The 23,726-nt window shown below is 40.7% G+C and carries 26 protein-coding genes; 5 read left to right on the top strand and 21 right to left on the bottom strand.

The genetic code is table 11. The features are described 5' to 3' along the window. Positions 1 to 36 precede the first annotated feature (36 nt). A complete protein-coding gene (locus RV13_RS00380) occupies positions 37 to 468 on the bottom strand; it encodes an effector binding domain-containing protein (protein ID WP_010745115.1) in 432 nt (143 codons plus the stop codon). A 146-nt stretch (positions 469 to 614) separates the two neighbouring features. Beyond that, on the bottom strand, positions 615 to 1,145 hold the full coding sequence (locus RV13_RS00375; RefSeq protein ID WP_010745114.1) for a helix-turn-helix domain-containing protein: 531 nt from the start codon (positions 1,143 to 1,145) through the stop codon (positions 615 to 617). Between the two features lie 204 nt (positions 1,146 to 1,349). On the opposite strand from RV13_RS00375, the gene RV13_RS00370 reads away from it, so the two are divergent. Together RV13_RS00370 and RV13_RS00365 are read left to right on the top strand one after the other, a co-directional pair. Further along, positions 1,350 to 1,802: a LytTR family DNA-binding domain-containing protein gene (locus RV13_RS00370; protein ID WP_010745113.1), complete on the top strand. Its 453-nt coding sequence runs from the start codon at positions 1,350 to 1,352 to the stop codon at positions 1,800 to 1,802. Beyond that, positions 1,787 to 2,197: a hypothetical protein gene (locus tag RV13_RS00365; protein ID WP_010745112.1), complete on the top strand. Its 411-nt coding sequence runs from the start codon at positions 1,787 to 1,789 to the stop codon at positions 2,195 to 2,197. The genes RV13_RS00370 and RV13_RS00365 overlap by 16 nt, the downstream gene beginning before the upstream one ends. Before the next feature lie 109 nt (positions 2,198 to 2,306). On the opposite strand, the gene RV13_RS00360 is transcribed toward RV13_RS00365, so the two are convergent. From RV13_RS00360 to RV13_RS00295, 14 genes are all read right to left on the bottom strand, one after another. Continuing rightward, positions 2,307 to 2,579 carry a hypothetical protein gene (locus tag RV13_RS00360; RefSeq protein ID WP_010745111.1) on the bottom strand — a complete coding sequence of 91 codons (273 nt, stop codon included), beginning with the start codon at positions 2,577 to 2,579 and terminating at the stop codon, positions 2,307 to 2,309. Positions 2,580 to 2,939: 360 nt separating this feature from the next. Continuing rightward, positions 2,940 to 3,593 (bottom strand): YhgE/Pip family protein, encoded by a 654-nt coding sequence (locus RV13_RS00355; RefSeq protein ID WP_010745110.1) that lies wholly within the window; start codon positions 3,591 to 3,593, stop codon positions 2,940 to 2,942. 24 nt (positions 3,594 to 3,617) lie between these two features. After that, on the bottom strand, positions 3,618 to 3,992 hold the full coding sequence (locus tag RV13_RS00350) for a YhgE/Pip domain-containing protein (RefSeq protein ID WP_010745109.1): 375 nt from the start codon (positions 3,990 to 3,992) through the stop codon (positions 3,618 to 3,620). A gap of 139 nt (positions 3,993 to 4,131) precedes the next feature. Further along, entirely contained in the window at positions 4,132 to 4,611 is a 480-nt protein-coding gene (locus tag RV13_RS00345; protein ID WP_010745108.1) for an RrF2 family transcriptional regulator, read from the bottom strand. A 217-nt stretch (positions 4,612 to 4,828) separates the two neighbouring features. After that, positions 4,829 to 5,149 carry a DsrE/DsrF/TusD sulfur relay family protein gene (locus tag RV13_RS00340; RefSeq protein WP_010745107.1) on the bottom strand — a complete coding sequence of 107 codons (321 nt, stop codon included), beginning with the start codon at positions 5,147 to 5,149 and terminating at the stop codon, positions 4,829 to 4,831. 132 nt (positions 5,150 to 5,281) lie between these two features. Then, on the bottom strand, positions 5,282 to 6,391 hold the full coding sequence (locus RV13_RS00335) for a coiled-coil domain-containing protein (RefSeq protein WP_010745106.1): 1,110 nt from the start codon (positions 6,389 to 6,391) through the stop codon (positions 5,282 to 5,284). Between the two features lie 18 nt (positions 6,392 to 6,409). After that, positions 6,410 to 7,150 carry a hypothetical protein gene (locus tag RV13_RS00330; protein WP_010745105.1) on the bottom strand — a complete coding sequence of 247 codons (741 nt, stop codon included), beginning with the start codon at positions 7,148 to 7,150 and terminating at the stop codon, positions 6,410 to 6,412. Positions 7,151 to 7,169: 19 nt separating this feature from the next. Then, positions 7,170 to 7,736, bottom strand: coding sequence for a signal peptidase I (lepB, locus tag RV13_RS00325; RefSeq protein WP_010745104.1), 567 nt, complete (start codon positions 7,734 to 7,736; stop codon positions 7,170 to 7,172). Between the two features lie 16 nt (positions 7,737 to 7,752). Further along, on the bottom strand, positions 7,753 to 10,002 hold the full coding sequence (locus tag RV13_RS00320; protein ID WP_010745103.1) for a glucosaminidase domain-containing protein: 2,250 nt from the start codon (positions 10,000 to 10,002) through the stop codon (positions 7,753 to 7,755). Positions 10,003 to 10,796: 794 nt separating this feature from the next. Next, positions 10,797 to 11,618 (bottom strand): phosphonoacetaldehyde hydrolase, encoded by an 822-nt coding sequence (gene phnX / locus RV13_RS00315; protein WP_010745102.1) that lies wholly within the window; start codon positions 11,616 to 11,618, stop codon positions 10,797 to 10,799. Beyond that, positions 11,608 to 12,705, bottom strand: coding sequence for a 2-aminoethylphosphonate--pyruvate transaminase (phnW, locus tag RV13_RS00310; RefSeq protein ID WP_010745101.1), 1,098 nt, complete (start codon positions 12,703 to 12,705; stop codon positions 11,608 to 11,610). The genes phnX and phnW overlap by 11 nt, the downstream gene beginning before the upstream one ends. Positions 12,706 to 12,716: 11 nt before the next feature. Continuing rightward, positions 12,717 to 13,691 (bottom strand): extracellular solute-binding protein, encoded by a 975-nt coding sequence (locus tag RV13_RS00305; protein WP_010745100.1) that lies wholly within the window; start codon positions 13,689 to 13,691, stop codon positions 12,717 to 12,719. 56 nt (positions 13,692 to 13,747) lie between these two features. Continuing rightward, positions 13,748 to 15,421: an ABC transporter permease subunit gene (locus RV13_RS00300; RefSeq protein WP_010745099.1), complete on the bottom strand. Its 1,674-nt coding sequence runs from the start codon at positions 15,419 to 15,421 to the stop codon at positions 13,748 to 13,750. After that, positions 15,418 to 16,182 (bottom strand): ABC transporter ATP-binding protein, encoded by a 765-nt coding sequence (locus RV13_RS00295; RefSeq protein WP_060789268.1) that lies wholly within the window; start codon positions 16,180 to 16,182, stop codon positions 15,418 to 15,420. The genes RV13_RS00300 and RV13_RS00295 overlap by 4 nt, the downstream gene beginning before the upstream one ends. A 330-nt stretch (positions 16,183 to 16,512) precedes the next feature. On the opposite strand from RV13_RS00295, the gene RV13_RS00290 reads away from it, so the two are divergent. From RV13_RS00290 to RV13_RS00280, 3 genes are read left to right on the top strand one after another with little or no spacing between them, the layout of a single operon-like run. Further along, complete coding sequence (locus RV13_RS00290; protein WP_010745097.1) at positions 16,513 to 16,950, top strand: MarR family winged helix-turn-helix transcriptional regulator; 438 nt, start codon at positions 16,513 to 16,515, stop codon at positions 16,948 to 16,950. Further along, positions 16,947 to 18,668: an ABC transporter ATP-binding protein gene (locus RV13_RS00285; protein WP_010745096.1), complete on the top strand. Its 1,722-nt coding sequence runs from the start codon at positions 16,947 to 16,949 to the stop codon at positions 18,666 to 18,668. The genes RV13_RS00290 and RV13_RS00285 overlap by 4 nt, the downstream gene beginning before the upstream one ends. Beyond that, positions 18,658 to 20,409, top strand: a complete 1,752-nt coding sequence (locus RV13_RS00280) for an ABC transporter ATP-binding protein (RefSeq protein WP_010745095.1) — start codon at positions 18,658 to 18,660, stop codon at positions 20,407 to 20,409. The genes RV13_RS00285 and RV13_RS00280 overlap by 11 nt, the downstream gene beginning before the upstream one ends. Before the next feature lie 45 nt (positions 20,410 to 20,454). Here RV13_RS00280 and RV13_RS00275 read toward each other — a convergent pair whose 3' ends face one another. From RV13_RS00275 to RV13_RS00255, 5 genes are all read right to left on the bottom strand, one after another. After that, entirely contained in the window at positions 20,455 to 20,922 is a 468-nt protein-coding gene (locus tag RV13_RS00275) for a VOC family protein (RefSeq protein ID WP_010745094.1), read from the bottom strand. Between the two features lie 181 nt (positions 20,923 to 21,103). Further along, positions 21,104 to 21,808: a D-allulose 6-phosphate 3-epimerase gene (alsE, locus tag RV13_RS00270; RefSeq protein WP_010745093.1), complete on the bottom strand. Its 705-nt coding sequence runs from the start codon at positions 21,806 to 21,808 to the stop codon at positions 21,104 to 21,106. Between the two features lie 20 nt (positions 21,809 to 21,828). After that, positions 21,829 to 22,929, bottom strand: coding sequence for a PTS fructose transporter subunit IIC (locus RV13_RS00265; RefSeq protein WP_010745092.1), 1,101 nt, complete (start codon positions 22,927 to 22,929; stop codon positions 21,829 to 21,831). Between the two features lie 18 nt (positions 22,930 to 22,947). Beyond that, positions 22,948 to 23,397: a PTS sugar transporter subunit IIA gene (locus tag RV13_RS00260; protein WP_010745091.1), complete on the bottom strand. Its 450-nt coding sequence runs from the start codon at positions 23,395 to 23,397 to the stop codon at positions 22,948 to 22,950. 11 nt (positions 23,398 to 23,408) lie between these two features. Continuing rightward, positions 23,409 to 23,726, bottom strand: a complete 318-nt coding sequence (locus RV13_RS00255; RefSeq protein WP_010745090.1) for a PTS fructose transporter subunit IIB — start codon at positions 23,724 to 23,726, stop codon at positions 23,409 to 23,411.

The raw sequence follows: 23,726 nt of genomic DNA, 5'->3' as shown, positions 1-23,726 counted from the left end.
CAGCAGGTATACTTTTCTTCCAAAATTCTTTTTAAATTATTCGGCCTTTTTCTTAACTGGCGCATAGAAGGATACTTTTCCGACGCCTGTGTATTCTTCTAAATTGAAATTCCCAGCGATTTGATAGGTGTCATTCTGCATCAATTCGCCGTAGCTTTGACCGATCAATTGATCCAGCTCTACTTGATCGGTGTAGCTCAATTCAAAACAAGCATAGCTTCCTGTCGGCAGCTCAAACACTGAAGGACGTGTCTCTGCACTGTCCGTATTCCCCACTAAATAGCATTGGTCGCCATCAATCACCGCATTCACTGCTAACAAATCGCCTTCAACCTTTGACGCATACGCTTCTTTTGCTCGCATTTTTTGTTTACTTATCTCAGCTAGTTCCTCCGGTGAATTAGTCGACTGCAGTGTCGTGATCCAGCCATAAACCGTCTGTGCTTCTCTCTCAACTATCTTTAACATAGTTCGCATCCCTCTTTCTTTCAGCTATCAAGCCATAAACTTTTTTCAAAAAAAGAAAATCTAACCTTTCTACTACACGCTAAATATATGCCCCTCCGTTACTCGATGCAATAAAAACGCTTACCGTCCGATTGTTGATTGTTTTATTAGAAATGTAAGATTCCCATCATGGAAAGGAGAAAAATTCCTAAGCAAAAGAAGGTCACAAACAGCGTACCAATTAAAAAGATACTGACCAGCACTCGAATGAACGCATTCATTTCATTCTTTAGGTTTTTAAAATGAATCACACACAACCATAATGTAGCGATCGTAATCAAGAGTTGTACAGGAAAAATATTTTCTAGTTTTCCCCCATTAAATACCAAGAGAAAGCTGATAGTCGAACACAAGAACATAGTTCCAGAACAAATCAGTGAAAATACTCCAATACGTAACGATTGCAGCAGCTTTGCTTCTTTTTTGATTTTAGTCATATACTTCGCATCTCCTTTCATCAAATAATCAAGAGATATTCCATAATAGTCACTGATAGCGATCAACGTAGGGATGTCTGGATAGTTTTTTTCATTTTCCCAATTCGAAACCGTCTGACGTGTCACATGAAAAACCTCTGTAACCTCCTGCTGCGTTTGCCCGTGCTTTTTTCTTTGAGCCTTTACTATATCAGCAATCATACGAAACGCTCCCCTCCTAATTTGATGATAGAATTACTACTTAAATTATACTAGAAAGCCTCTCTTACTTGCCCAATTTATCGCGCAAGCGTTAATTGACAAAACTAAATACTGCAACAAACCTGTCTTTTAGTGCAACAAATGAAAAAAAGATTCTTTCTGCTGGAAATCCTTGCTATGCTAAAGACACAAAGGAGGCAACCAATGAACATCAACTTTACCTGGGTAAAAGAAAAACCATTAAACGAAATTGATATCTGCGCGAATCCCGAAAATAAATCGAAGCTGCAGGCGCTTGAAAAACACTTACAGCAAGAAAAGATCATCCTGGCGACAGATCCCAAAAACAATCGCACGATTAAACTACCAATCCATCAAATCGAAGCCTTTGAAACAATGGGACATCTGGCCAAAGTGATCTTGACCAATCAGCAGACTTACATTTTGCAAAAACGTTTGAAGGAACTCATTCATTTTGAATCCGATCATTTTTTCCGGATCAATAATTCGCAAATTTTAAATCTCAATAGTGTTCACTCTTTCCAATTAGGAGAACATGCTCGTCTAGAAGTACACACGAAAACAAACACTGTCTATGTCGTCAGCCGCTATTATGCCAAAAATATTAAGGAGAAACTCTCATGTTTAAACAATTAAAAAATAATTTCTTTCAAGCCGCTTTCGGTTCATTAGTCTGGATTACCATTCTTTGTTCACTCACAGACTTTCGTTCACAAATCCCATTTAGTTACATCTGGCATTTGATTGGGATTAGTCTTTTGATAGGAATCGTATTTGGTATCATTTACCCTTATTTATGGAACTACTCTACCTTGAAAGCTGCAACTAACATCGTCCTTTGCACGCTGATTAATACCTTATGCGCCTATGCAGGTGTCTATCTCTATTCAACTCAGATGTTTGCATTCATTCGCCCGTTTTTTATCGGGGTTTTATTGTTAACCTTGATCCTGCATATCGTTTCCTTCTATTTTTATTCCAAATATGACAATAAAAAGATGGCATCAAGTTTGAATCAACTGAATCATTAAAAAAATCCCTGACTGGTTCAACCACGTCAGAGATTTTTGCCTTCATTCCATTGCCGCCTGTCATAATCTGTTCTATACAAAACTACTTCATGATTATAGGAAAGTAGTGTCATTCGAGTAAAAAAACAAGTACTTTTTCTTTGAAGCCACTATAATAATTTTCTTCCGTTGCCTGTTTTTTTGAAGGACAACCCAAAATCAGTTCTTCCTCTAAAATAGAACCTCCATTTTTAACTACTTGCTTTGTCCTAAGAAAAGTAGCTTTTTCATTGTTATTAGTAATAACTGTTTTGATAGGAAAAGCATATGTTTGGCATTCAACATATAATCCTATCCCTAATATCAATACGACACTTCCCAAAAGAAATAACATTTTTTCCATCTCTAACCCTTTCTAATTTAAAAGTGATATTCGCTTTTTAAAACTCATTTGAATAGAAAAACGGAAGTAGATTCTATTTGTGATGTTTTTTCTTGTAATCGTGTACTTCAACCGATAGAGCCACCATCAAAAAAATGAGCAATGAACATAAAGGGATCACCATTATGATAGCTCCTATAAGTGTTAATAACATTGAGACCATCCTTTCAAAATAGCTAAAAATTAGAATTCATTTGAAAAATGCTATAAAGTTACACAGCTTCTCACCATTCAATATAGAATAACTATGCTTGCTTACCTTATCTATTCTCGACAGTTATGCATAATTGTCTTTTTGTCCCTATTTTTAAACGTTCTTTATCAGCCATTGACTTCTATTGAAGACCGTTTTTTCTTATGGTGGATAGTGAAGGATAGATAGATAATTACTTGAGATACCATTAAAAATATTATTAAGACAATCAGTTCTCGACGAATGTTCAAATTATCTAAACTTAGTATTTTTCGAAGACTCATCACACTATATGTCATTGGAATAAATTTATTAATTTCTTGGAATATCGGATTAGATAAATAGATGGCATAACTTCCAGCCGATGAAGAAGTCTGCAACATTGTCAGTACTAATACTATTAAACCTCCTGTACCAGGAAATAAACGATTTACAGCAGCCACAATGCTGTAATAGGTAATGGCTATAAAAAGAAGTAAGCAGAACAAAATCCCTATATGCTCTTTACCAAAACCTAACAAATAGTAGTCCATACCAGTCATAAAAATAACTTCCCCTACAATAAAAATTAATGGGAAGAAAAATACATTTCTCCAATAATCTTTAAATTTAGATTTCAGCTTATTGAAATGAACGGCTGCAACCGAGTTAGTCGCTATTGCTCCAACAAATAATGTTAAAGCAAAGAAATACGGGGCCATTCCCTCACCATTGTTTTTAATAGGATAGGCCTCTTTATGGACGAAACGAACAGTAGTCCCAGGTTCTTTTTGGTTTACCAATTGATCGGCTTTTACCGTGAAGCGTTACATAGCTGCGGTGATTATTTTAGATACCGCGTAATTTGCTCCTTCTGCTGTCGTCAAATAAATTTCGGTCTCGCCTTTTTGTGATCTATTAGTCAGCTGTTTAAACTCTATAATTCCATACACTTCTCCATTTTTAAGCTTTGATTCAGCATTTTTTTTAGAAAGTTCGTGATAGGAGAATAAGTTCTTCTGCATGAATGTTCTATGTATAATGTCTTCTTTACTATTCGATCGAACTTTAACAACCGCTACAGGCAAGTTATCGATCTTTCCATATGGATCCATCATTGATCCTATGAATAATAATGAATACAGCATTGGAATCATCATTAACAGCACTATTCTAAAAATGTTAAGAGCTCCTTTTTTCAAAAGAAATCCATCTCCTTTTTTTATCCGAGGATTTTTTTTATCCTCGCAATGATAATACACGGATATTTCTATGTCAACAAAAAAGTGACAGCATAGAAAGAAACTATGCTGTCACTAAAAACTATCATTCAATTTTTTATTACATCTCAGAGATTACTTTCTTCCAATCGATTTGGAGTATAGCACCTTGCTCATCACGAGGAACTGCTTCAGATATTGTATACCGGCTTAATTTTTTTCTGTAATCTGCTTCTGCTTCATCCAAAATCTCATGGATGCGTTCACGCTTTTCTTTAACAATTTCTTTTGATAAAAACATAGAATCTATAGGCGTCGAATCAATTCCATCAATAAAACTTTGCTTTCCTTCTGTCGCATCAAAAATATCTAAAAAAGTAATTTCATCAATGTCTTTTTTTAGAGTATAGCCACCACTTTTTGAGGCGGTTGAATTAATAAGATCTGCATCCTTCAATTTCTTTGCTACTTTGATCAAATAACTATGTGATACATTCATTCTTTTACTTAATTCTCTTGATTTTAATGCCTCATTTTCTGGAAGCTCTGCAAGCATGACAATTATGCCAATCGCCTGTATAAACGGATTGTTCAGTTTCAAGTTGAAAATCCCCTCTCGGTAATATTCCAATTTCTTTAAATAGTATAACCACACAAGCAACTATTTGTCATTTAGAATAATCAAAGGTCCCACGTTTATCTATACTTTTTTCACTTTTTTGGATAGAGCGAATAGTTGATATTCTACTACTTAAATTTTTATCTTAAAAAAAATAGATAGAAGTTTTCTATCGTTAGGAAACTTCCATCTATTCCATTTAAAATGTCACAACTTTATCCGCCCATTCCACCATTTCTACACAATCGAACATCGTGGAAATCGGACAAGCGGTGTGATCTTCTAGCTGTCTAGATTTCAGACAGGTCCCACAAGCTAGCAATTCTCCACCTTGTTCTGCCAGCTTTTTCATTTCAGCTGGTACGTCGTATTGCTCATCTTCAATGCTTTCAACTTCTACTGCCTCACCCATTAAGAAAAATTTCACTTCATGTGCTTTTTTTAGTGCTGCTACACCAAAACGAAATGCATTCCACGCTTTTTCATGCTCCTTTGTTTCCAAAATGATTGCTACTTTCATCTCTCCCGCTCCTTGTCTTAAAAAACACTGTATTTTCTTAAAGTATAGCGGTTTCACTGATTAAAAACAATTGGGTTATTGAGGTCACAAAAAAGGCGTCAGCACATACATGCTGACACCTCTTCTCAATTATTAATCTTCAGAATTGATGACCGTTTCCTGCATTTTTCCTTGCGCAAGGATATCTACTCGGGTTTGCATCTCTTCATATAATGACATGACGGATTGACGTGATTCAATGACTTCATCAGAAATTTCTTTTGCTTGTTCGTTGATCAGCGCCAACTCTCTCTTCGCTTCTTGGATGATTCGGTGAGCATCCATTTTAGATTTCTCTACCATGCGATTGGCTTGTTTGCGAGCGGAGATCAGAACTTCTCCAATTTCTTGTTGAGTCGAAATCGCTTCTTGCTTCAGCTGTTCATTTTCCGCCTTGAGAGCCGCAACCTTTTCACGTAGTTCAGCCGTTTCTTTTTCTTGAACTTCCTTAGCAGCCTGCTCTTCGATCATCCGATCCATCACTTGATCTTTCTCCACAATTACTTTATCAAGCTGTGAATACTGCTCGTCCTTTTCATTGATTTCTGCTATCAGATCGTTGATTTGCCCTTCTAGCTGATGAATTTTTTCAAGGCGTTGGATCTCTTCATCTTTTTGCTGTGCAACTAATGCTTGGTGTTCTTCGTGAATTTCTTCCAACTCCCGTTCTACTGTTTCCAAATGTGCGACCGAATCTCTCAATTTCTTGTTTTCTTGCTGTACTTGTTCCAATTGCTGCTTCAAATTATCCAGCTCTTGTGTTTCTTTCAGACGCTGAACTTCTTGTCGTGCTCGTTGAACTTCAGCCTCCAGATCTTGAATTTGGCGACGATTTTGTGCCTTCTCCTCGCCCATTCGTAAAACAGATTGACGATAATTCTCATTTTCTTTCGTTAATTGCTGCGTTTGAGCAGTCATCTCTTTTTTATATTTTTGTAAAACCTGCTCTTTTTCAAAAATCAAACGCTTCAATTCTTTGATTTCTTCCGCTTGTTTTTCCGCTGAGTCTGGAATGGTATTATCAGAAACCATTTTTAATGCTGGAGCAGGTTTAGGCTGCGATTGTACCGATGCAGCTGTGGGTGCCTGCGGTTGTGCGCTCGTCATTGTTTCATTTTCCACTTTCTCTTCTGGAACGGAATTGATCTCATCGATAATGTTCTTATTGAAAAACCATCCGCTCTTCTTTTGTTGTGCTACCATTTTTTTCCCTTCTTTCCATTAGTCTTCTTGGATCATTACAAACTTATCTTCTCCATTCTCACGAGAGAAAGTACAACTATAATCTTGTTTCTGTTGCTCTCCGTCCCTTACGTTCAGCTGGAAGGTAATCTGAGTCAGATTACTTATTGCTTCTGCTTCAGCCGCAAAAGCCTTGATGTTGTCCTTGATTTGCTGACGATTGTCCTCACTAGTCAAGTCTCCTGCCAAAGCAATATTCAACGTTTGAGTCGGTATATCTAAGACGATCAGAGTCGTCGGCAAACCAAAGTAAGGGCTGAGCTTATTGGAAAGATCACTCTCCATCGTATATTGATTTTCTCTGCTATCATCTGAAAACAGCTCATCCCACGCATAATCCTGTAAGCCTATCCCTTCGCTGGGATACTCCTTAACAGGAATTTTGTTGACTAATTTTTTTTGTTCCTTTTTCATTACTTGAACGTCATCTCTCAGTGTACTGTTCTGTTCATTCATCGCATACAGCTGATCTTGTACCTGAAACAAGCTATACGAGGTTAAAAGCAGCCCTACAGCTAAACAGAAGGTAACAAATAGTAACGCCGATATATGTTTCGTTTGCTGAATTTGCTTCACATAGTCCAGCTTCCGCTGGAAAGTCGCCGATGCATCTCGTGGTGGCTTAATCAGTTGCAATCGAACATTGATAATCATTCGATACAACCACACCAGCAGCACTAAAATAATGAGTCCTACACAAACCCAATTAATGATTATCACGTGTTTTCCCCTTTTCTTTTTAGTTTTCTACTTTAGCGAGATGAATCGCTGGGAATCGGAATTGAACGGTTCCCTCGATGGATTTTCGATGAACGAAACCAAAGGATCGACTGTCCTTAGAAACCTCAACATGATCGCCAATAACAAAGTAAACATCTTCTGGAATTTTATTTAACGTTTGAAACTCATCGGCCACAGTCGGTGACAAATGATACGTATTCGTCGTTTCAAAATCCCCCTGCTCTCCAATATTCAAGACCATCCGATCATTTCGGACAAACATGCTGTCACCAGGCAGTCCAATCACTCGTTTGACAAACATTCCCTCTTCCCGATCTACTGAAAAAGCGATAATATCATATCGTTGAACTTGGACCTTTTTCTTCACTAGCACTTGATCTCTTTCTGTCAACGTAGGAATCATGGATGTCCCTGAAATCGTGTGGACACTATAATGCTTTTGCAGTTGTCCTCTCACAACAAACAGCATCGTTACAGATAGAATGAGGAGAAGAACAACGGTTAACAGTAATGTCCTTCTGTCATTTGGCGGATCCTCTGTGTGTACGTAGCGCTTATTTGCCATGAGTGATGGCACCCCTTTATTTTGCTTTAATATAAGTAACTAAATCAGATTTCGCTAAATTTGCGTCGATAACCCGATAAGAAATCACCGTTCCTCCATAGACATTGCCTTCCGAAATCAAGATCCCCTCTGGTCGAACAACTTCAACAAAAGCAACGTGACCATAACGCGGGTCTGATCCAGCCGTGCCTGGTGTGAAGGAAATCAACCAACCAGCTTTAGGTTCACGACTGACTTCATAGCCTAACGCCTTGCCCTTTGTTCCCCATTCACCGCCGTTGCCCATAAAGTCATCTACACTCTTGCCTAACTGTTTCACGCGGTTATAGGCGTACCAAGTACATTGACCCACTGGGTACGAACCAGAAGTATTGTAGTTGACGCCGTTATAGTCTGGGTAACGCATCATAGAACGATATTCTTCTGGAATCTCATCCTTGCCTTTGATGAATACCCCTGATGACTGATCAACCTTTACTCGATCGTATTGTGTTAAATTATAGACCGCTATGATCGAGTTCAACTTTCTATCATAGGAAGTATCTGTCGCGTAGGTACCTGTTAGCGCATGTGTCGACCGTAAATAATTCTTAGCGGTCGAACGCCAAGTTTTTTGATAATAATTCGAATTGCCAGAAATCCCGCCACGGAGTAACTGAACGTAATCTCCTAATGAGGCCGCATAGTTTGGATACTTACGGAACGCAGAATTAATCGAATACAACTCTCCATTTCCGCGATCCTCTTGAGTCGCCATCGAAACGGCTTGACCTTGATAGGTTCCCTTCACTCCGAAAAGATTATAGTTCGGCGGTAATGATAAACTGCTGCTGCCTGAACCACTTTCTAACAATGCCTGTGCGATCATTACAGAAGCGAAAACATCGTATTCCTGACCTAACTTACGAGCATCCTCAGCAATGGTTTCTATAAATTTTTTTGAGGCTTCATTTTCAGTAAAATTGATTGAAGCGGGATATTCCTTCAAAATAGTTTGTCCGTACTCTGTCAATGTCACGTTAGGCAAAGCTTGTACGAACAGCTCTTCATCAATATCCATAGGCTGAAGAACCACCTGCCGCTGTTTTTCATTTTTATTTGATTCGTCAGCGTCTTCCGTCTCATCCTTCGTCTCAATCGCTGCCTCTTCGTTAGTATCCTCAGCGGTTGATTCAGAAGCCACTACTTCTACATCCTCAACTGTTAAGTAATAGTCTTTTCCAATGTAGACCCCGACTACTTCAAACTGTTCCTTCTTCTTTTGGTAAAGCAGGCTTCCGATGCTGATCTCTTCTGCTTGCTTCTCTGGAGTTCCTATAATCTCGGTCGCAAAAAGTTCGCTGTAAAGCGTCGTCGCTAATTGCTCCGCAGTGAAGCTTTCCTCCTGTTCAATACCGAGTTTTTTGATCCCATCATAAATCAAGGCCGCGTGTGCTTCATTTTCAAAACTTGAAAGTAGCGGCAGCTCGTACCCCTTTAGATCAGATTGCGCCACTTCTGCCGTCTTCAAATCACTCGGCAATTGTAAAGTACTAGTTTCTGAAAAAGCCTCTGGTGTTGTTTGAATAATCGCAGTGCTAGTTTGTACTTTAGGCTCGCTAGGTGCCGGCGGCGTCGGTGTATTTGGTGCTGGATTTTGTATCGTTCCTGGCGGTGTCACCGCTGGTGGCGTACTCGACTGCGGCGGTTCCTGACTGGTTGCTGGCGGTGTCGTGGACGAACTTGTAGTTGTGCCTGTTGCCCCTCCGCTGCTGGAACTAGTCGAACTGCTCGATGCACTGCTGGAAGTCGACGTACCGCTTGTAGAAGTACTAGAATTTGTTGTACTAGAAGTTTGACTCGTAGAAGACGCGCTAGTTGAGCTTTCACTCGATGTTGCGCTGCTAGTTGAGCTCTCGGTGCTTTCCCCTTCATTTTCTGAAGATTCAACCGTACTGGTTTCCGTCGTTTCCGGAGCCTCCTCCTTTTCAACTGGTGCAGTTTCTTTAAGTGGCTGTTCCGCCGGTGCTTCAGGTGAAGCTGCTGGTTCAGTTGCAGGTGCCTCAGGCGCTGGCGTTTCTGGAACTGACGATGGTTCCACCGGCAACTCTGACTCTGTTTCTGCCGCTGGCTCCGGAGCTGCGACTGTTGAACTTTCTGGAACTGTTGTCTCTACAACAGAAGATTCTTGAAGCAAGTTATCTGCTTTTAGCGCCCCACTGCGCAGGCTAGCTACTCCCCAACAAACTATTGCTAACCCACAAATTGCCGTAACAATCTTTTTCATGAACATTTCCCCTTCTTCCTATACTGAATCAAACAAACCATTTATAAAATACTGGGGGCGACCAATGCTGTTAAAAAAAATCAAGGATGCTGACAATAATCCGCATCCTTGATTCAATCTTCGATAATGATGCATCCACCTCAAAAAATATCCAAATGAATGCTGATCATCCTTACGCCGCTCATCGCTAAGACTTTAAATAGCATCTGATAAGTCACAATATTTCACTGATTCGCGGCATTTTGGCCTCTCCATAAGTTAGGAGAGATGCTAATCAACATGTTCCACTGATTGAGTACCCATCAACCATCAGCATGCTGTCAGTAATAAATTACAATGACCGGATCTTTTATGTATTTTTTATGAACTTTTATGATAATCAATCGCCCGCTAGACTACCCTACCAAAAACGCTTCTATTGTAACCCAATAAAGTCTGAAAAAACGCCATTGCGCGCACCTCTGGTTACAGTATTATTCTACCTTCATTTATAAGGAAAGTCTCAGCCATTTTTGAAATATAAAATTTAATTTTTGGATAAAAATAAGCTCACCAAGCCATTGAATTCGCTTCCAAGTTTGTGGTTACTTAAATCTAGCGAACTTCCGAAAGGATACGTTTAGACAAAGTGCAAAAATTCTTTTTTTTGTCTTTTTATTTACTTTTTGGATAATTAAGTCCTTCGTGGTTTTCTTATAAATAAATAGAATTTATCAAGAAAAAAACTGTAAATTCTCTCCATTATATATGGATAAATCTACAGTCTGAATGTGCATTTAATGTTGGTCTTACCTTTAATTTACAGCAACTTCAATTTTATTCTCACGTATTCTTTGAATCTTTGAATGCTCCTGTAAAATTTCGGCTAACTCCAATAAATTTTTTACACAAAAATCGGCGCCATGCTGATAAAATTTTTCGGCTGTTTGCTGGTTTCGTTGGTCCATCTCTTCCTTTGAGAGACTTTTGTACTCCGCCAAAGACAGCCCCATCTCAGAACTGCCTTCTGTTACTGCAATACTCAACACCCCGGCATTTTTTCCTTCTTTAATATCCGAGATAGTATCTCCTACCTTGATGACTTCCTCCAACGATAGATTTTGAAAATGACGCATATTCTCAAAAATCATATAGGGAAACGGCCGCCCTAACGAACCCACCTCATCTGGTGTCACGACATAGTCAGGATGGTAGCCTTCCTTTTTAGCCGTTTCGAAGACAATCGCCATCATTTCCTTAGTATAGCCTGTCGTAGAGCCAATGTTATAGCCTAGCTGTTTGATTTTTTTCATGGCTTGCTTCGTTTCCGGCTTTAGATGACTGTTTTCTGCTAAATCGGCAAATAAGTATTTCTCAAAATCCTGATAGATAGCATATACGTCTTCTTCCTCCGAGGCCCGTCCATGAAGCTTGAGCCATTGTTCTTTTACCTGTTCAAGTGAGAGTAATTGCTTGATATGATCAATTTTTAGCATCCCCATAGGCTGTCGAATTTCATCATACGTAAGTTGGATATTTTTATTGTCAAAAGCTTTCTTAAAGGCTTCGACGGGTGCCATACAGCCAAAGTCGACGGTCGTCCCAGCCCAGTCTAAAATGATCGTGTTAACTGACATACGCCACCTCCGTGTATTTTTCAATAACTTCGACTAATCGGTCAATGTCTTCTGGATAGATATCACCAATATTTCCAATCCGGAAACAATCAACTTTACTGATTTTCCCTGGATAGATCACAAACCCATTTTGTTTTAAATGCTGATAAAAGGTATTAAACGTAAAATTTGCTTGCTTTGTTGGATACAAGAAAGAGGTAATAAACGGTCCTTGATGGTTCTTGATAAACGGTCGGTAACCTAGCTCCTCCATTTTTTGACGAAGTAGTCGATTATTGGTTAAATACCGCATGTAGCGCTGATAGATACCACCTTCTTGCTCTAATTCCTGCAAAGCCTGATGGAAAGCCAAGACAGTATGCGTAGGTGACGTAAATCGCCATTTACCATCTTTTTCCATTGTTTCGTATTGGTCGTAAAGATCCAAAGACACCGTTCGTGCAAAATCTCGGCGTTGTTCCAGCTGTTCTCTTTTCGCCAAAATAAAGGAGAAGCCTGGAACGCCTTGAATGCACTTATTTGAGCTGGAAACTAGGAAATCAATCGACAGCGCAGAGACATCGATGGGAATCCCGCCAAAGCTAGACATTGCATCAACAATGAACAGTAAGCCATTCTCATTCGCTAACGCTGCGATCCCCTCCAGCTCATTTAAAATGCCGGAAGTTGTTTCACTATGAACCATTGCAATCGCTGTAATGGTTGGATCTTCTTCAAGAATTTTCGCGATTGCTGCTGCCTCCGGAATCTCATCTTCCGCAACTTCATAAACTGTATAAAGCAACGCATATCGTTCACACATACTGACCATTCGTCGGCCATATGCGCCATTCACACAAATTAGGACATGATCCTTTGGTCCGATCATAGAACTCAAGACTGACTCTACGCCAAACGAACCGCTGCCCTGCATTAAAATCGTTGTATAATCCGCTTCAGATACCCCCGCTAAGTCCAACAGCTTTTGACGAATCTCTTGCGTGATCGTTTTATACTCCCGATCCCAAGTGCAATGATCGACCCTCATCGCCTGTTTGACTGTTGCTGTTGTTGTTAATGGTCCTGGTGTCAATAATTTATATCCCATGCTGCACCTCTCTAATCAACCAATTTTTGGTGTTTTTCTAATAACTCCGCCGTTAACTCATCTGGGAAGACTTTTTGATTCTTCGCAACTTTTGCCGAATCCACGGTTTCTCCCTTATACAACGCACTAGGATAAATCTTCAATAAATCCTTGCGACCTTTTTCTAAGATCAAATTCAGCATTTTCTCTGCTTCTGGATTGGTCTTTTCCCCTTTATCGATCACAGCTAAAGATTCTGTCAATGTGTAGGTTCCTTCAGTTGGTTCGACAAAATCAATTGGCAAGCTATCCTGTTTATCCTTGACTGCCTGATGACGCAAACCAAAACCAATCGCTACTTCCCCTAAGCGAACTTTTTTCAATGGACCGGACCCAGAGCTTTCTAGATGGTCTCCAGCATTCTTATAGATTCCTTGCAGGATTGTTTTTGCCTCCTCTTGCCCGTAATTGTCCACCAATGCTTGAAACAATAACCAAGCTGTAGAGGATTGTTTAATATCTGAAATAGCTATCGCATCCTTATATTTAGGATCCGCCAACTCTTTTAAGCTAGTTGGCACTGGCAGCTTCATTTCCTTCATCATGTCCGTATTATAGAAGATGGTTCCTTCCTGCACTGTAAAAGGGGCGGCGTAATCAGGAATCTTCGCCAAGGAATCCATCGGCAGCTCAAGTTTTTTAAACATGTTCTCTTTTTTCTGAGCGCTAGTTAAATAGAAGGTACTCATTGTCACCAAGTCCGCTTCAATATTCTTCCCTTCTGCTAAAAGCTTTCCACCTAATTCAGACGTGCCAAAAGATTGTAAATTGTATTTGCCCTTGTAGCCATTTTGGTCCAAAACATTCTTGATCACTTCTACTGGTTCTTCGTCGGCATTTGTATAAATCGTGACTTTCTCGTCCGCCGCGTTACCTTTGCTGCAACCTCCTAATAATAGGAGGAAAAGCAGACTTCCAAGTAAAGTGACTAGTTTCTTTTTATTCATTGATCATGCTCCTTTTTTATATTCAAGTATTCATTTCCAATCCGTATATCTTTCCCCTAAGCCTTTTCTCTATGGATAGTCGTTATTTTCGCTTTCGGCTTTCTTCTCATTTGTCTCGTTGAAAAAATGGAAGCAGGCATTCGTTTAATAAGCTGTATAAGTCCTTGCATGATTACGTTGATCAGTAGTAAAAACAAGGAAAGCATAAATATATCGTTAAATCGACCGAAGTGCTGAAGCTCTTTTAGCTTGGCGGTAATAACCATTGTATTCGCACTGGTCAAGAAAATAACAGCACTGATCGTCACCATTGAATTGAAAAAATAGTAGCCAAAAATATCTATGATGGTCACTTTAGAATTAGGGATCAAGATACGCCAGACCGTTTTTAACCAGCTATCTCCCATTAATTTGGCCGTGTTCTCCCAATTCAAATTCATCTTCTGCAGTGCTTCTTTCGCCATTTGATAAGGGGTTGAAAAATAATGAACGATCGTCACAATCACTAAGATCATCAATGTGTTATGCAGCTGACTGCCACTGAAAAGCAATAAATAAGCCACTCCTAAAACCATTCCGGGGATCGAATTCGTAATCGTCGCGATGCTATCGATAAGCTGATTCACCCTATAAAGTTTGCGTTCTCTGGAAGTCAAAATCGCTGCCAAATAGGCAATGATCGTTCCAAATCCCGCAGTCAACAAGGCCATCCACAGGGAATTTTTCAAAGTCTGAACCAAGCTGTCATCTTGTAGAAAACGAGTAAAATTTTTGAACGTCGGTGTCAATTCATACGGCCAGTTCGTTACCATCGGAATAATGATTAAAACCGCGAATACACTCAAAATAAAGAAGGACAGTCCTAGAAAAAGAACCCGATAGCACCAATCTCTTACCGCATTCTTTTTGATCACTGCTTGACGCGGCCGCTCATAACGTACTACCTTCTTTTGCAGATGGTTTAGGATCAAGATACTAACGATTGACGGCAGCAGCATCGTTAATGCGACTAGTGAACCAAATTGAAAATTCGGTATCGTTCCCATGAATCCTTCATATAATAGTGTCGTGATAAACGGTGTTTGTCCTCCCACCGCACTGGGAATCCCGAAATCAGTAAATGACATAAAGAATCCCTGTAGAAAAGCAACTGCCAAGACCCGTGTTAATGGCGTTAAGATCGTTTTGTAAAGCGAACGATACCAGCTATCTCCCATCAAGCGGGAAACGATGAATAATTGGGTATCCAAATATTTCATCGAGTTATTGATCAAAATAAAGATTGGCGGCAGGGTGTAAATGATAAAGCCTAATAAAATACCGATGGAGCCATAGATGTGGAACAGTTCCTGTTGAAAAACCTTGCTCCACAACCCTTGTTTTCCAAAAGCATAAATTAGGACAAACCCATAGGTGATCGTCGGCAAAAGCATCGGAAAATGCAGGATACTCTCATTGACCTTCAAGAACCGCCGATTGATTCGCGTAAAATTATTTCCATAAGCCAAGAAAAAGCCTAAGATTGTCGAACAGCTAGTTGCTGCCAACGAATAGTTCAAACTATTCGAAAACGAAGTACCCCACTCTTTAGTGAAAATATGCAGGCTCTCTCCATCCGTCTGGGAAAAAGCCGTAAGAATGATCTGGATGATTGGATAAGCCAAAAATAAAAAGAAAAAGAGCAGGACTAGCCAGCTGATGGCCCTTTTCAGTGAAAATGAGGCTCTCATGATGCCACTCTTCTCATAGATTGTTGAAAAATTTGTTGGATATTTTGCTGCTTAATCGCTAATTGATTGACGATAAACTCTTCAACAAAATGACAAGACGCCTGACTCATAATCTCAATCGGTGAACTGCATTGAGCAATTCTTCCTTCATCAAGAACAACGATTTTATCAGACATCGTCAAAGCCTCCTCAGGATCATGGGTAACGATCACGATAGTCAGATGAAGCTTTCGAGCGATCTCTTGGATTTTTTCCTTGATGGATTCTTTGATCACACCGTCTAAAGCACTTAACGGCTCATCAAGCAGCAATAATTGCGGCTTCATCACCAGCGTTCGTCCAAGTGCGACCCGTTGCTTTTGTCCCCCTGACAATTGATGGATTGGCTTGTCTAGATGCTTTTCTAAATTCAATAGCTGAATCAGTTCGTCAACCTCCGCTTTGGTGGAGCAATCCTTTTTATTGCGTAAGCCATAGGTCAAATTTTGATAAGCGGTCAAATTAGGGAATAACGCATAATCCTGAAAAACAATATTAAATGGACGTTTCTCCATCAACGTATGAGTAATCCTTTTTTCATTAAAGTAAATTTCTCCTGCACTGGGTTCTTCCAAACCCAAAATCAAATTCAACAGCGTCGTTTTACCAGAGCCGGATTGTCCAAGAATCGAAACAATCTCGCCAGCTTCAATTTCTAAATTGATATTTTCCAATACGGTCGTCTCTTGAAATTTTTTTATGATGTTTTCAAGTTTTAGCACACTTATCTCTCCTTTTTAGGTAAATACGGAACACTCAACCAACTGTTTGCTGCTGTATAAAATGAACCGAGCAATTGAGCCCCCTTCGATAAAAAGTATAACGATGCATTGTAAAGACCCCGTCAAGTTCACGAAAAGATAAAATAAAGATTGTTTTGTTTGTGTAAAGAATGTTAATTGTTGCACAGGACTATTGATAAAAAAATCTTTGCCCCCTTCTGTCCCTAGTTATAAAGAAGAAGGTTTAATCGTTGCGCCCGCAACCTTTTTCTTTTATACTATTAACTGTTTGTTTAGTGCTTCAGGAGATTATCAGAGGAGGAGCTTCAGGTGGATTCTTTTGTAAAAATGATTAACCGTATCGCGCGACTTTCAGCGTTCTATCGGGAAAAGGAATTTAAAAAAATAGGATTAGGAGAAATGCATCACGCGTATATTCTAAGTATCTGCTCTGAGCCGGGGATTTCACAAGAAGAGCTGGCCTGCAAACTCTTTATCAATAAAAGCAATGTTGCTAGGCAACTGGCCCAGCTGGAGCAAAAGGGGTTTATTATTCGCAAAAACGATCAAAAAGATGCACGACGGCTAAGAATTTACCCGACTGATAAATCCTTAGCTATAGAAGAAGAAATCCGTTCCATCTTAGGGGCCTGGAATCAAACACTACTGGCTGAGATTCCAGTAGAGCAACAGGAGGCTGTATTGTCTGGATTGCAGCACATGATGGAAAAGGCAGAGATAGAAATGTGTCGTAAGGAGGAAAAATGAAGCTAATTATTCACTACTTGAAGCCCTATCGTTCTCGTGTCACGTTAGGGGTTATTATAAAATTTTTAGGTACCATGATGGAATTGGTTCTTCCGTGGAATTTGGCGTATATTCTCGATTACGTCATTCCGCAAAAGGATCCAAAGAAGATTCTTTTTTGGGGAGGCGTAATGCTAGCGGCCTCCGCCTTCGCTTTATGGGCGAACATCATTGCCAATCGAATGGTTTCACGGATCGCAAAAGATACCACCGAACATATTCGTGGCGATCTCTTCCACAAAATCACTTATTTGGACACGACCCAAATGGAAGATGTCGGTGTCTCCTCATTGGTTTCACGTGTAACATCTGATACGTACAATATTCATTTGACCCTCGGCGTCATGATGCGGATGGGGATTCGCGCACCGATCCTATTAGTGGGCGGAATCCTCATTACCACAACACTCGACCCGGTTTTGACTTTGGTTTTGGTTGCTGTGATGCCGATTATCTTTGTCATGGTCACACATATCTCTAAAAAGGGTGTCCCATTATTTGGCAAGCTGCAAAAGCAAGTCGATCAGCTCGTTTTGACAGTACGGGAAAATGTCACAGGTTCTCGTGTCATTAAAGCTTTATCAAAAGAAGCCTTTGAACGGCGGCGATTCGAAAATGTCAATCAATCTTTAGTGAATGCTGAGACAACCGCTAATGTTACTCTAGCCGCTTCACCGCCTCTTTTAGATTTATTCCTAAATTTGGGGCTGACACTTGTCATCGTGGTCAGTGCCTATCGAGTGAATGCTGGGCTGACTCAACCAGGCGTCATCGTCGCTTTTCTAACCTACTTCACGATTATTTTGAATGCGATGCTTTCGATTACGAGGATCTTCGTTTTGTATTCTCGCGGCCTCGCTTCTGCGAATCGGATCAATGAAGTTTTGCGTAAAAAACCAGCCCTAGTCCCAGGAACGTTAGAGCAAAGAAAAACCGCGGCTACTAAATTGGTTTTTGATGACGTCACCTTTGCCTACCCTGATGGCGGGCCTGCAATTGAGAACATCAGCTTCAGTGTTAAGCCCGGGGAGACGTTAGGGATCATGGGTGCGACCGGTAGCGGTAAAACGACGATTGCCAGTCTGATCTTACGCTTGTATGATCGAACTTCCGGTCAAATTCTGCTGGACGGACAAGAAATCAAGCATTACTCGCTGGATGCCTTGCATCAAAAAATCGGAGCTGTTTTACAAAAGGATGTTCTGTTTGCTGATAGTATCCGCGAAAATATTTTGTTCGGACGTTCCTTTACTGAAGAACAGATCCAGCAGGCGATTGATGACGCGCAGGCTCGTGAATTCATTGATAAATTAGCGGATGGCTTGGAGCACCATTTGGAAGCCAAAGGACAAAATCTCAGCGGCGGTCAAAAACAACGAGTGCTTTTGGCCCGTGCGCTGATCGGTCAACCCGATTTACTAATACTAGATGATTCCTCAAGTGCCTTAGATTATCATACCGATGCGAATTTACGAAAAGCGCTTCGCACACATTTTAGTGAAACAACAAAAGTCCTGATTGCTCAACGAATTAGCTCGATTCAGCATGCGGATAAGATTCTGCTGCTGGATAAAGGAAGAATGATCGGCTATGGTTCCCACGAAGAATTATTAGCGGAGAATCCAACATATCAGGAAATATATCAAGGTCAGACGGGAGGGCAAGCCATTGAAGAATAAGAATTCACGAAAAGGTACCCTGCTCCGTTTATGGGGATACTTATACCAATTCAAATGGCTGCTGTTTTTAGCCGTGATCCTAACGATCGCCAGCAATCTATTTGCTTTAGTGGGCCCTCTTCTCTCTGGTTATGCTATTGATGCCATCCAGATCGGTAAAGGCCAAGTCGCTTTCCAAAAAGTTTTCTTCTATTGTAGTTTGATGGTGGGTTTCTATTTGGCATCAGCCATTTTAAGCTACGGTATCAGCCGTTTGATGATCTACTTGAGTCAAAAGATCGCTTTTCGCTTACGGAAGGATCTTTTCGAAAAAATCGTTTCACTGCCTGTTGGGTATTTCGATCAACATCAAACTGGCGATATCGTCAGCCGGATGAGCTACGACATTGATACGATCAATACTTCCCTAGCGAGTGATTCAGTCCAGGTTCTAAGCAGTCTAGTCACAATCATCGGCTCCTTTGTCATGATGCTGGTAATCTCACCATTAATGGTGACGATCTTCTTAGTGACAGTACCGGCTTCGATCTTATTAACACGCTTCTTGTCTAAGAAATTCCAGCCGTTATTCCGGAAGCGTTCAGCCAAGCTAGGTGAGTTAAACGGTTTGACCGAGGAACTTTTATCCGGAGAACAAACTACCAAAGTCTATCATCAAGAAGAAACGATGATTTCTCGCTTTGGCAAAAAGAACGAAGAAGCGATGTCTGCTTACTATAATGCGGAATACTACGGCAGCATGACTGGGCCTTCCGTTAACTTTATCAATAATGTTTCACTTTCGTTAATCAGTATTTTAGGCGCCTTTTTATTCTTGTTCGGTCACTTAACGTTAGGGAAGCTTTCATCCTTTGTCTTGTACTCACGGAAATTTTCCGGACCAATCAATGAGCTGGCAAATATATTCAGCGATCTGCAGTCTTCTATCGCAGCGGCTGAACGAATCTTTAAGCTGTTGGATGAAGAACCGGAAGTTCAAGATGTACCAAATGCCCACGTCTTCAAGAAAGCTCGCGGAGATGTTCGCTTTGATCATGTTTCCTTCAGCTATCAAAAAGAGCAGCCTGTTATCAAGGATTTATCCTTTGATATTACCGCCGGCAGTGTCGTCGCCATCGTCGGGCCGACAGGAGCAGGCAAAACAACCATCGTTAATTTACTGATGCGCTTTTATGATCCAGATAGCGGCGCGATTTACTTAGATGGACAAAACATTAAAGAAGCAACTCGAGGCAGTCTGCGAAAACAATATGCTATGGTTCTGCAGGATACCTGGCTCTTCACCGGAACCATCTTTGAGAATCTGACCTACGGAAACGAGCAGGCAACGCTAGAAGATGTGATTAAAGCCACCAAAGCTGCTCACATCCATGAGTTTATCGCTCAGCTGCCAAAGGGCTATGACACGGTGATGACTGAGGATGGATTAGCCATTTCTCAAGGACAGAAGCAGCTGCTGACCATCGCACGTGCGATGCTCCTCAATGCTGAATTATTAATTCTTGATGAAGCCACTTCAAATGTCGATACGCAAACAGAATTGCAGATCCAAGAAGCCATGGGCAAATTAATGGTGGACAAAACCTCCTTTATCATCGCCCATCGCCTCTCAACGATTCGTGAAGCCGACTTGATTCTAGTGGTCAACGATGGCAACATCGTCGAACAAGGCACTCATGAAGAACTATTGGCTAAGCGTGGACGCTATTATCAACTCCACCAAGCCCAATTTGAAAATTAGACAAAATAAAAAAGTTGAAGACCGTGATTTTCGGCCTTCAACTTTTTAACTATTCAGCATATTCTCAACCATTTCTTTTCCAAGAAAGGTCGTCTCTCCTAATTCTTCTACGGTCATTCCATCTGCGGCAAGCCGCTTCACCATGACCGTCAGATCCTCCCCTACTTGGATAACGTGTTTATCTGGATCATAGAAGCAGGCAACCTTTTGCCCCCAAGGCATCGTTGCGACGTCTCGCAAAAATTCCAAGTCCTCTTCTTTCGTCCGTTCGATGAAACCATCGAAATCCTTCGTCTCAAAATAAAATTCCACTGTATTATTCTGATAGTTGAATATCTCTTTGTCACAACCCGTAAATCGGATCCATGATTCTTCCGTTTGCAGTGACAAACCGCCATTGAAGGTCACATTCTCGCCAAAATCAGAAACAATATCCACCTCTAAAATTTTGCGATAGAAGGCTTTTGACCGCTCCATATCCTTCACTACCAGCATGGGTCCTCGATATTCCATGACATTCCTCCATTCTTTTTAAAGCGTTTACATTATTGTTTACTATATCACAAATCCGCCCCTTCATGTCTAGAAAATTTCTCCTCCTGCAAAGCATAATTGATAGCTATTTTATTCATTGGATTTTTCTGTAACTTAATCATTAAAAAACTTGGAGCCGAATGACCCCAAGTTTTCCAAATTATTTTGCTTCTACGTAAGTAAGCTTCTTACCAGTCATTTCTTCATAATCAGTAACCATGATTTCCCATGCCTTGGCGATATCTTCGTCTAAACCGAACAGACCGCTGCGCCCTACGATATAAATATCCGGACCGGCTGCATCAATTCGTTTAAAGGATTTGCGGTTAGATGAGCCATCCATCTCAATCACATAACCGTAGCCCTTTTCTTCTCGCAGTTCACGTAAAGCCACGATTTTATCTAAGGTGCTCTCGATGAAACGCTGCCCAGCAAAGCCTGGGTCAATCGTCATGATCGTGATTTTATCAACCAATTCAATATAAGGGAAGATTGTTTCAATCGGTGTTTCAGGATTCAAGACGATCCCTGCCTTCAAACCGGCATCATGAATCTGGTCGATTAATCTGAATGCCAAGCCATCTAATACCTCTGCGTGCATGCAGATCCATTCGCATTGCATATCCACTAGCTGTTGCACCCAAAAGCTTGGATCGGTTACCATCAAATGGGCCGACATCGGCAGTGTAGTGATTTTTCTTAATTCCTCGATAAACCATGGGGATAAGGTAATATTAGGCACATAATGGCCATCCATAATATCAATATGATAAGAATCTACGTGGTCGTTTAAAAAGGTAATCTGTTCCTTGAACTTGTCTAAATCCATCGTCATTAATGATGGAGAGAATTCTACTTTTTTCATGTGTCGTCACTCTTTCTGGATTAGAAGATTTGAATGTCTTCTAAGTTAATGTCGTCTTCTTCTTTTTCAACTTGCATCGCTGCGTCTTCTTCTGTGACGTTTTTCTTAATCACTGCCAACACAACGGCGGTTACTACTACATTGACTAGGATGGCGATCACACCTGCCCATGGTCGTGACATGGTAGGAATCATCAATACTCCGCCAAAAGGAACCGTTGCATCTGCGCCTAGAATCATTGTTGTTGCCCCGCCGGCAAAGCCACCAATAGCTGTAGCTACAACACCACGAACAAGATCGTTCATCACTAGTGGAATGACACCTTCAACGATATTGATGACACCCATCGGTACCGCTGATTTTAATGTTTCAACTTCTAGCTTCGTGTAAATGTTTTTACCAAATAATTTAGCGATAAAGAAGGCTAAACCAAACCCAATCGGTGTTGCAGTATTTACTAACTGTAACGCGGTAATTGGTCCATTCAAACCTTCTGCCTGCATCGTTAATACAAAAGCGAAAACTGTTTTGTTGATAGGACCGCCGTAGTCGACACCACTCAATAGTCCAATCACACCACCAAAGACTAGCAAGGATGAATTGCCTAACCCGTCTAGGAAGTTTGTCAGTAACGAAGTCAACGCTGCAATCGGTGCACCAATGATATACACCATGATCAAGCCGCCGATAATCGATGTTAGGAATGGAATAATCAAGGTTGGCATTAGGCCTTTCGCCCAATTCGGTAATTTGACATATTTTAAAATTGCTAATACTAAGTAACCTGCTAAGTAACCACCTAAAATCCCGCCGATAAATCCTGCGCCGATCGCGTTTGCCGTCAACCCAATAATGAAGCCGGGGGCGATCCCTGGTTTCCCACCGATTGAATACGAAATTCCAGTCGCGATAACAACAGGTAACAGCCCTAAGCCTTTACCACCCATCGTAGCTAACGCGTCCCAGATCGTAAATTCTCCTTGCACCAATGCATCCTGACTCGAGCCGCCAAAGGCCATCCCGATAGCGATCAAGAACCCGGCACCGCAGACGATCGGAATCAAGTACGAGATCGCCGTCAATAAGTGCCCTTTTAGATTTAATTCTTTAATTTTTTTCATTTCTCTTCCTCCATTTAACTAAGCGAATGCTTCAACAACATCTTCTGGCTTTTTCGCCTGTAACAGATTGCCAACCACTTCATCATTTCCTAGTTTTTTAGCAAAAAGGGACAATAGTTTCAAATGATTGGTTGCCCCATCATTGTCATTTCCTACCGCGAAAAGAATGATTCCCTTCACACCCTTGCCATCTAAACTTTCCCAAGGAATTTCTTCTTGATTGATGCCAATTGCTACGCCTACTTTATTTACATAAGAGCTTTTCCCGTGAGGAATGGCGATGTAATTCCCGATACCCGTCTGGCCTTCCGCCTCACGGGCATAAATGTCTTTGATAAAGCCTTCTACTTCTGAAATATAGCCATTGTCCAACAGCTGATTCGCCAAATCATTCAACGCGTCGTCCTTCGTTTTGGCGGTCATATTAGTTTTGACGATATCTAAATCCACGATGTCCTTTACTTCCATGTCAATTCCTCCTAAACCTTCTGAGCAACAACCTCTTGCGCTTTTTCAATCAATTTGTTCGGTGACTTCACAGCAACCTCAGTTGGTACTTGGATGATGCGCTTGCCGTCGAAACGTTCTCGACCTGAAATTTTTACATCCACGGCTAATATCACGATATCTGCTTGATCGATTTCTTCTTGTGTCAATTCATTTTCGATCCCGATCGTTCCTTGTGTTTCTACTTTCATGTCACAACCCGCTTTTTTTGCGGCATTTTCTAATTTTTCTTGCGCGATGTATGTATGAGCAACCCCTACGGTACATGCTGCTACTCCAACGATTTTCAT

Source organism: Enterococcus raffinosus (assembly GCF_001886185.1).
Classification (GTDB): Bacteria; Bacillota; Bacilli; order Lactobacillales; family Enterococcaceae; genus Enterococcus_A; species Enterococcus_A raffinosus.
The sequence above is the reverse complement of the archived record's forward strand: the minus strand, read 5'-3'. Positions and strand labels throughout refer to the sequence as shown.

Coding starts and splice junctions, on each gene's coding strand:
- RV13_RS00285 (WP_010745096.1), top strand. CDS start 16,947: ATGAAGCTAATTATTCACTACTTGAAGCCCTATCGTTCTCGTGTCACG.
- RV13_RS00360 (WP_010745111.1), bottom strand. CDS start 2,579: ATGGAAAAAATGTTATTTCTTTTGGGAAGTGTCGTATTGATATTAGGG.
- RV13_RS00340 (WP_010745107.1), bottom strand. CDS start 5,149: ATGAAAGTAGCAATCATTTTGGAAACAAAGGAGCATGAAAAAGCGTGG.
- alsE (WP_010745093.1), bottom strand. CDS start 21,808: ATGAAAAAAGTAGAATTCTCTCCATCATTAATGACGATGGATTTAGAC.
- RV13_RS00265 (WP_010745092.1), bottom strand. CDS start 22,929: ATGAAAAAAATTAAAGAATTAAATCTAAAAGGGCACTTATTGACGGCG.
- RV13_RS00370 (WP_010745113.1), top strand. CDS start 1,350: ATGAACATCAACTTTACCTGGGTAAAAGAAAAACCATTAAACGAAATT.
- RV13_RS00300 (WP_010745099.1), bottom strand. CDS start 15,421: ATGAGAGCCTCATTTTCACTGAAAAGGGCCATCAGCTGGCTAGTCCTG.
- phnW (WP_010745101.1), bottom strand. CDS start 12,705: ATGGGATATAAATTATTGACACCAGGACCATTAACAACAACAGCAACA.
- RV13_RS00365 (WP_010745112.1), top strand. CDS start 1,787: ATGTTTAAACAATTAAAAAATAATTTCTTTCAAGCCGCTTTCGGTTCA.
- RV13_RS00255 (WP_010745090.1), bottom strand. CDS start 23,726: ATGAAAATCGTTGGAGTAGCAGCATGTACCGTAGGGGTTGCTCATACA.
- RV13_RS00380 (WP_010745115.1), bottom strand. CDS start 468: ATGTTAAAGATAGTTGAGAGAGAAGCACAGACGGTTTATGGCTGGATC.
- phnX (WP_010745102.1), bottom strand. CDS start 11,618: ATGTCAGTTAACACGATCATTTTAGACTGGGCTGGGACGACCGTCGAC.
- RV13_RS00275 (WP_010745094.1), bottom strand. CDS start 20,922: ATGGAATATCGAGGACCCATGCTGGTAGTGAAGGATATGGAGCGGTCA.
- RV13_RS00320 (WP_010745103.1), bottom strand. CDS start 10,002: ATGAAAAAGATTGTTACGGCAATTTGTGGGTTAGCAATAGTTTGTTGG.
- RV13_RS00375 (WP_010745114.1), bottom strand. CDS start 1,145: ATGATTGCTGATATAGTAAAGGCTCAAAGAAAAAAGCACGGGCAAACG.
- RV13_RS00260 (WP_010745091.1), bottom strand. CDS start 23,397: ATGGAAGTAAAGGACATCGTGGATTTAGATATCGTCAAAACTAATATG.
- RV13_RS00335 (WP_010745106.1), bottom strand. CDS start 6,391: ATGGTAGCACAACAAAAGAAGAGCGGATGGTTTTTCAATAAGAACATT.
- lepB (WP_010745104.1), bottom strand. CDS start 7,736: ATGGCAAATAAGCGCTACGTACACACAGAGGATCCGCCAAATGACAGA.
- RV13_RS00305 (WP_010745100.1), bottom strand. CDS start 13,691: ATGAATAAAAAGAAACTAGTCACTTTACTTGGAAGTCTGCTTTTCCTC.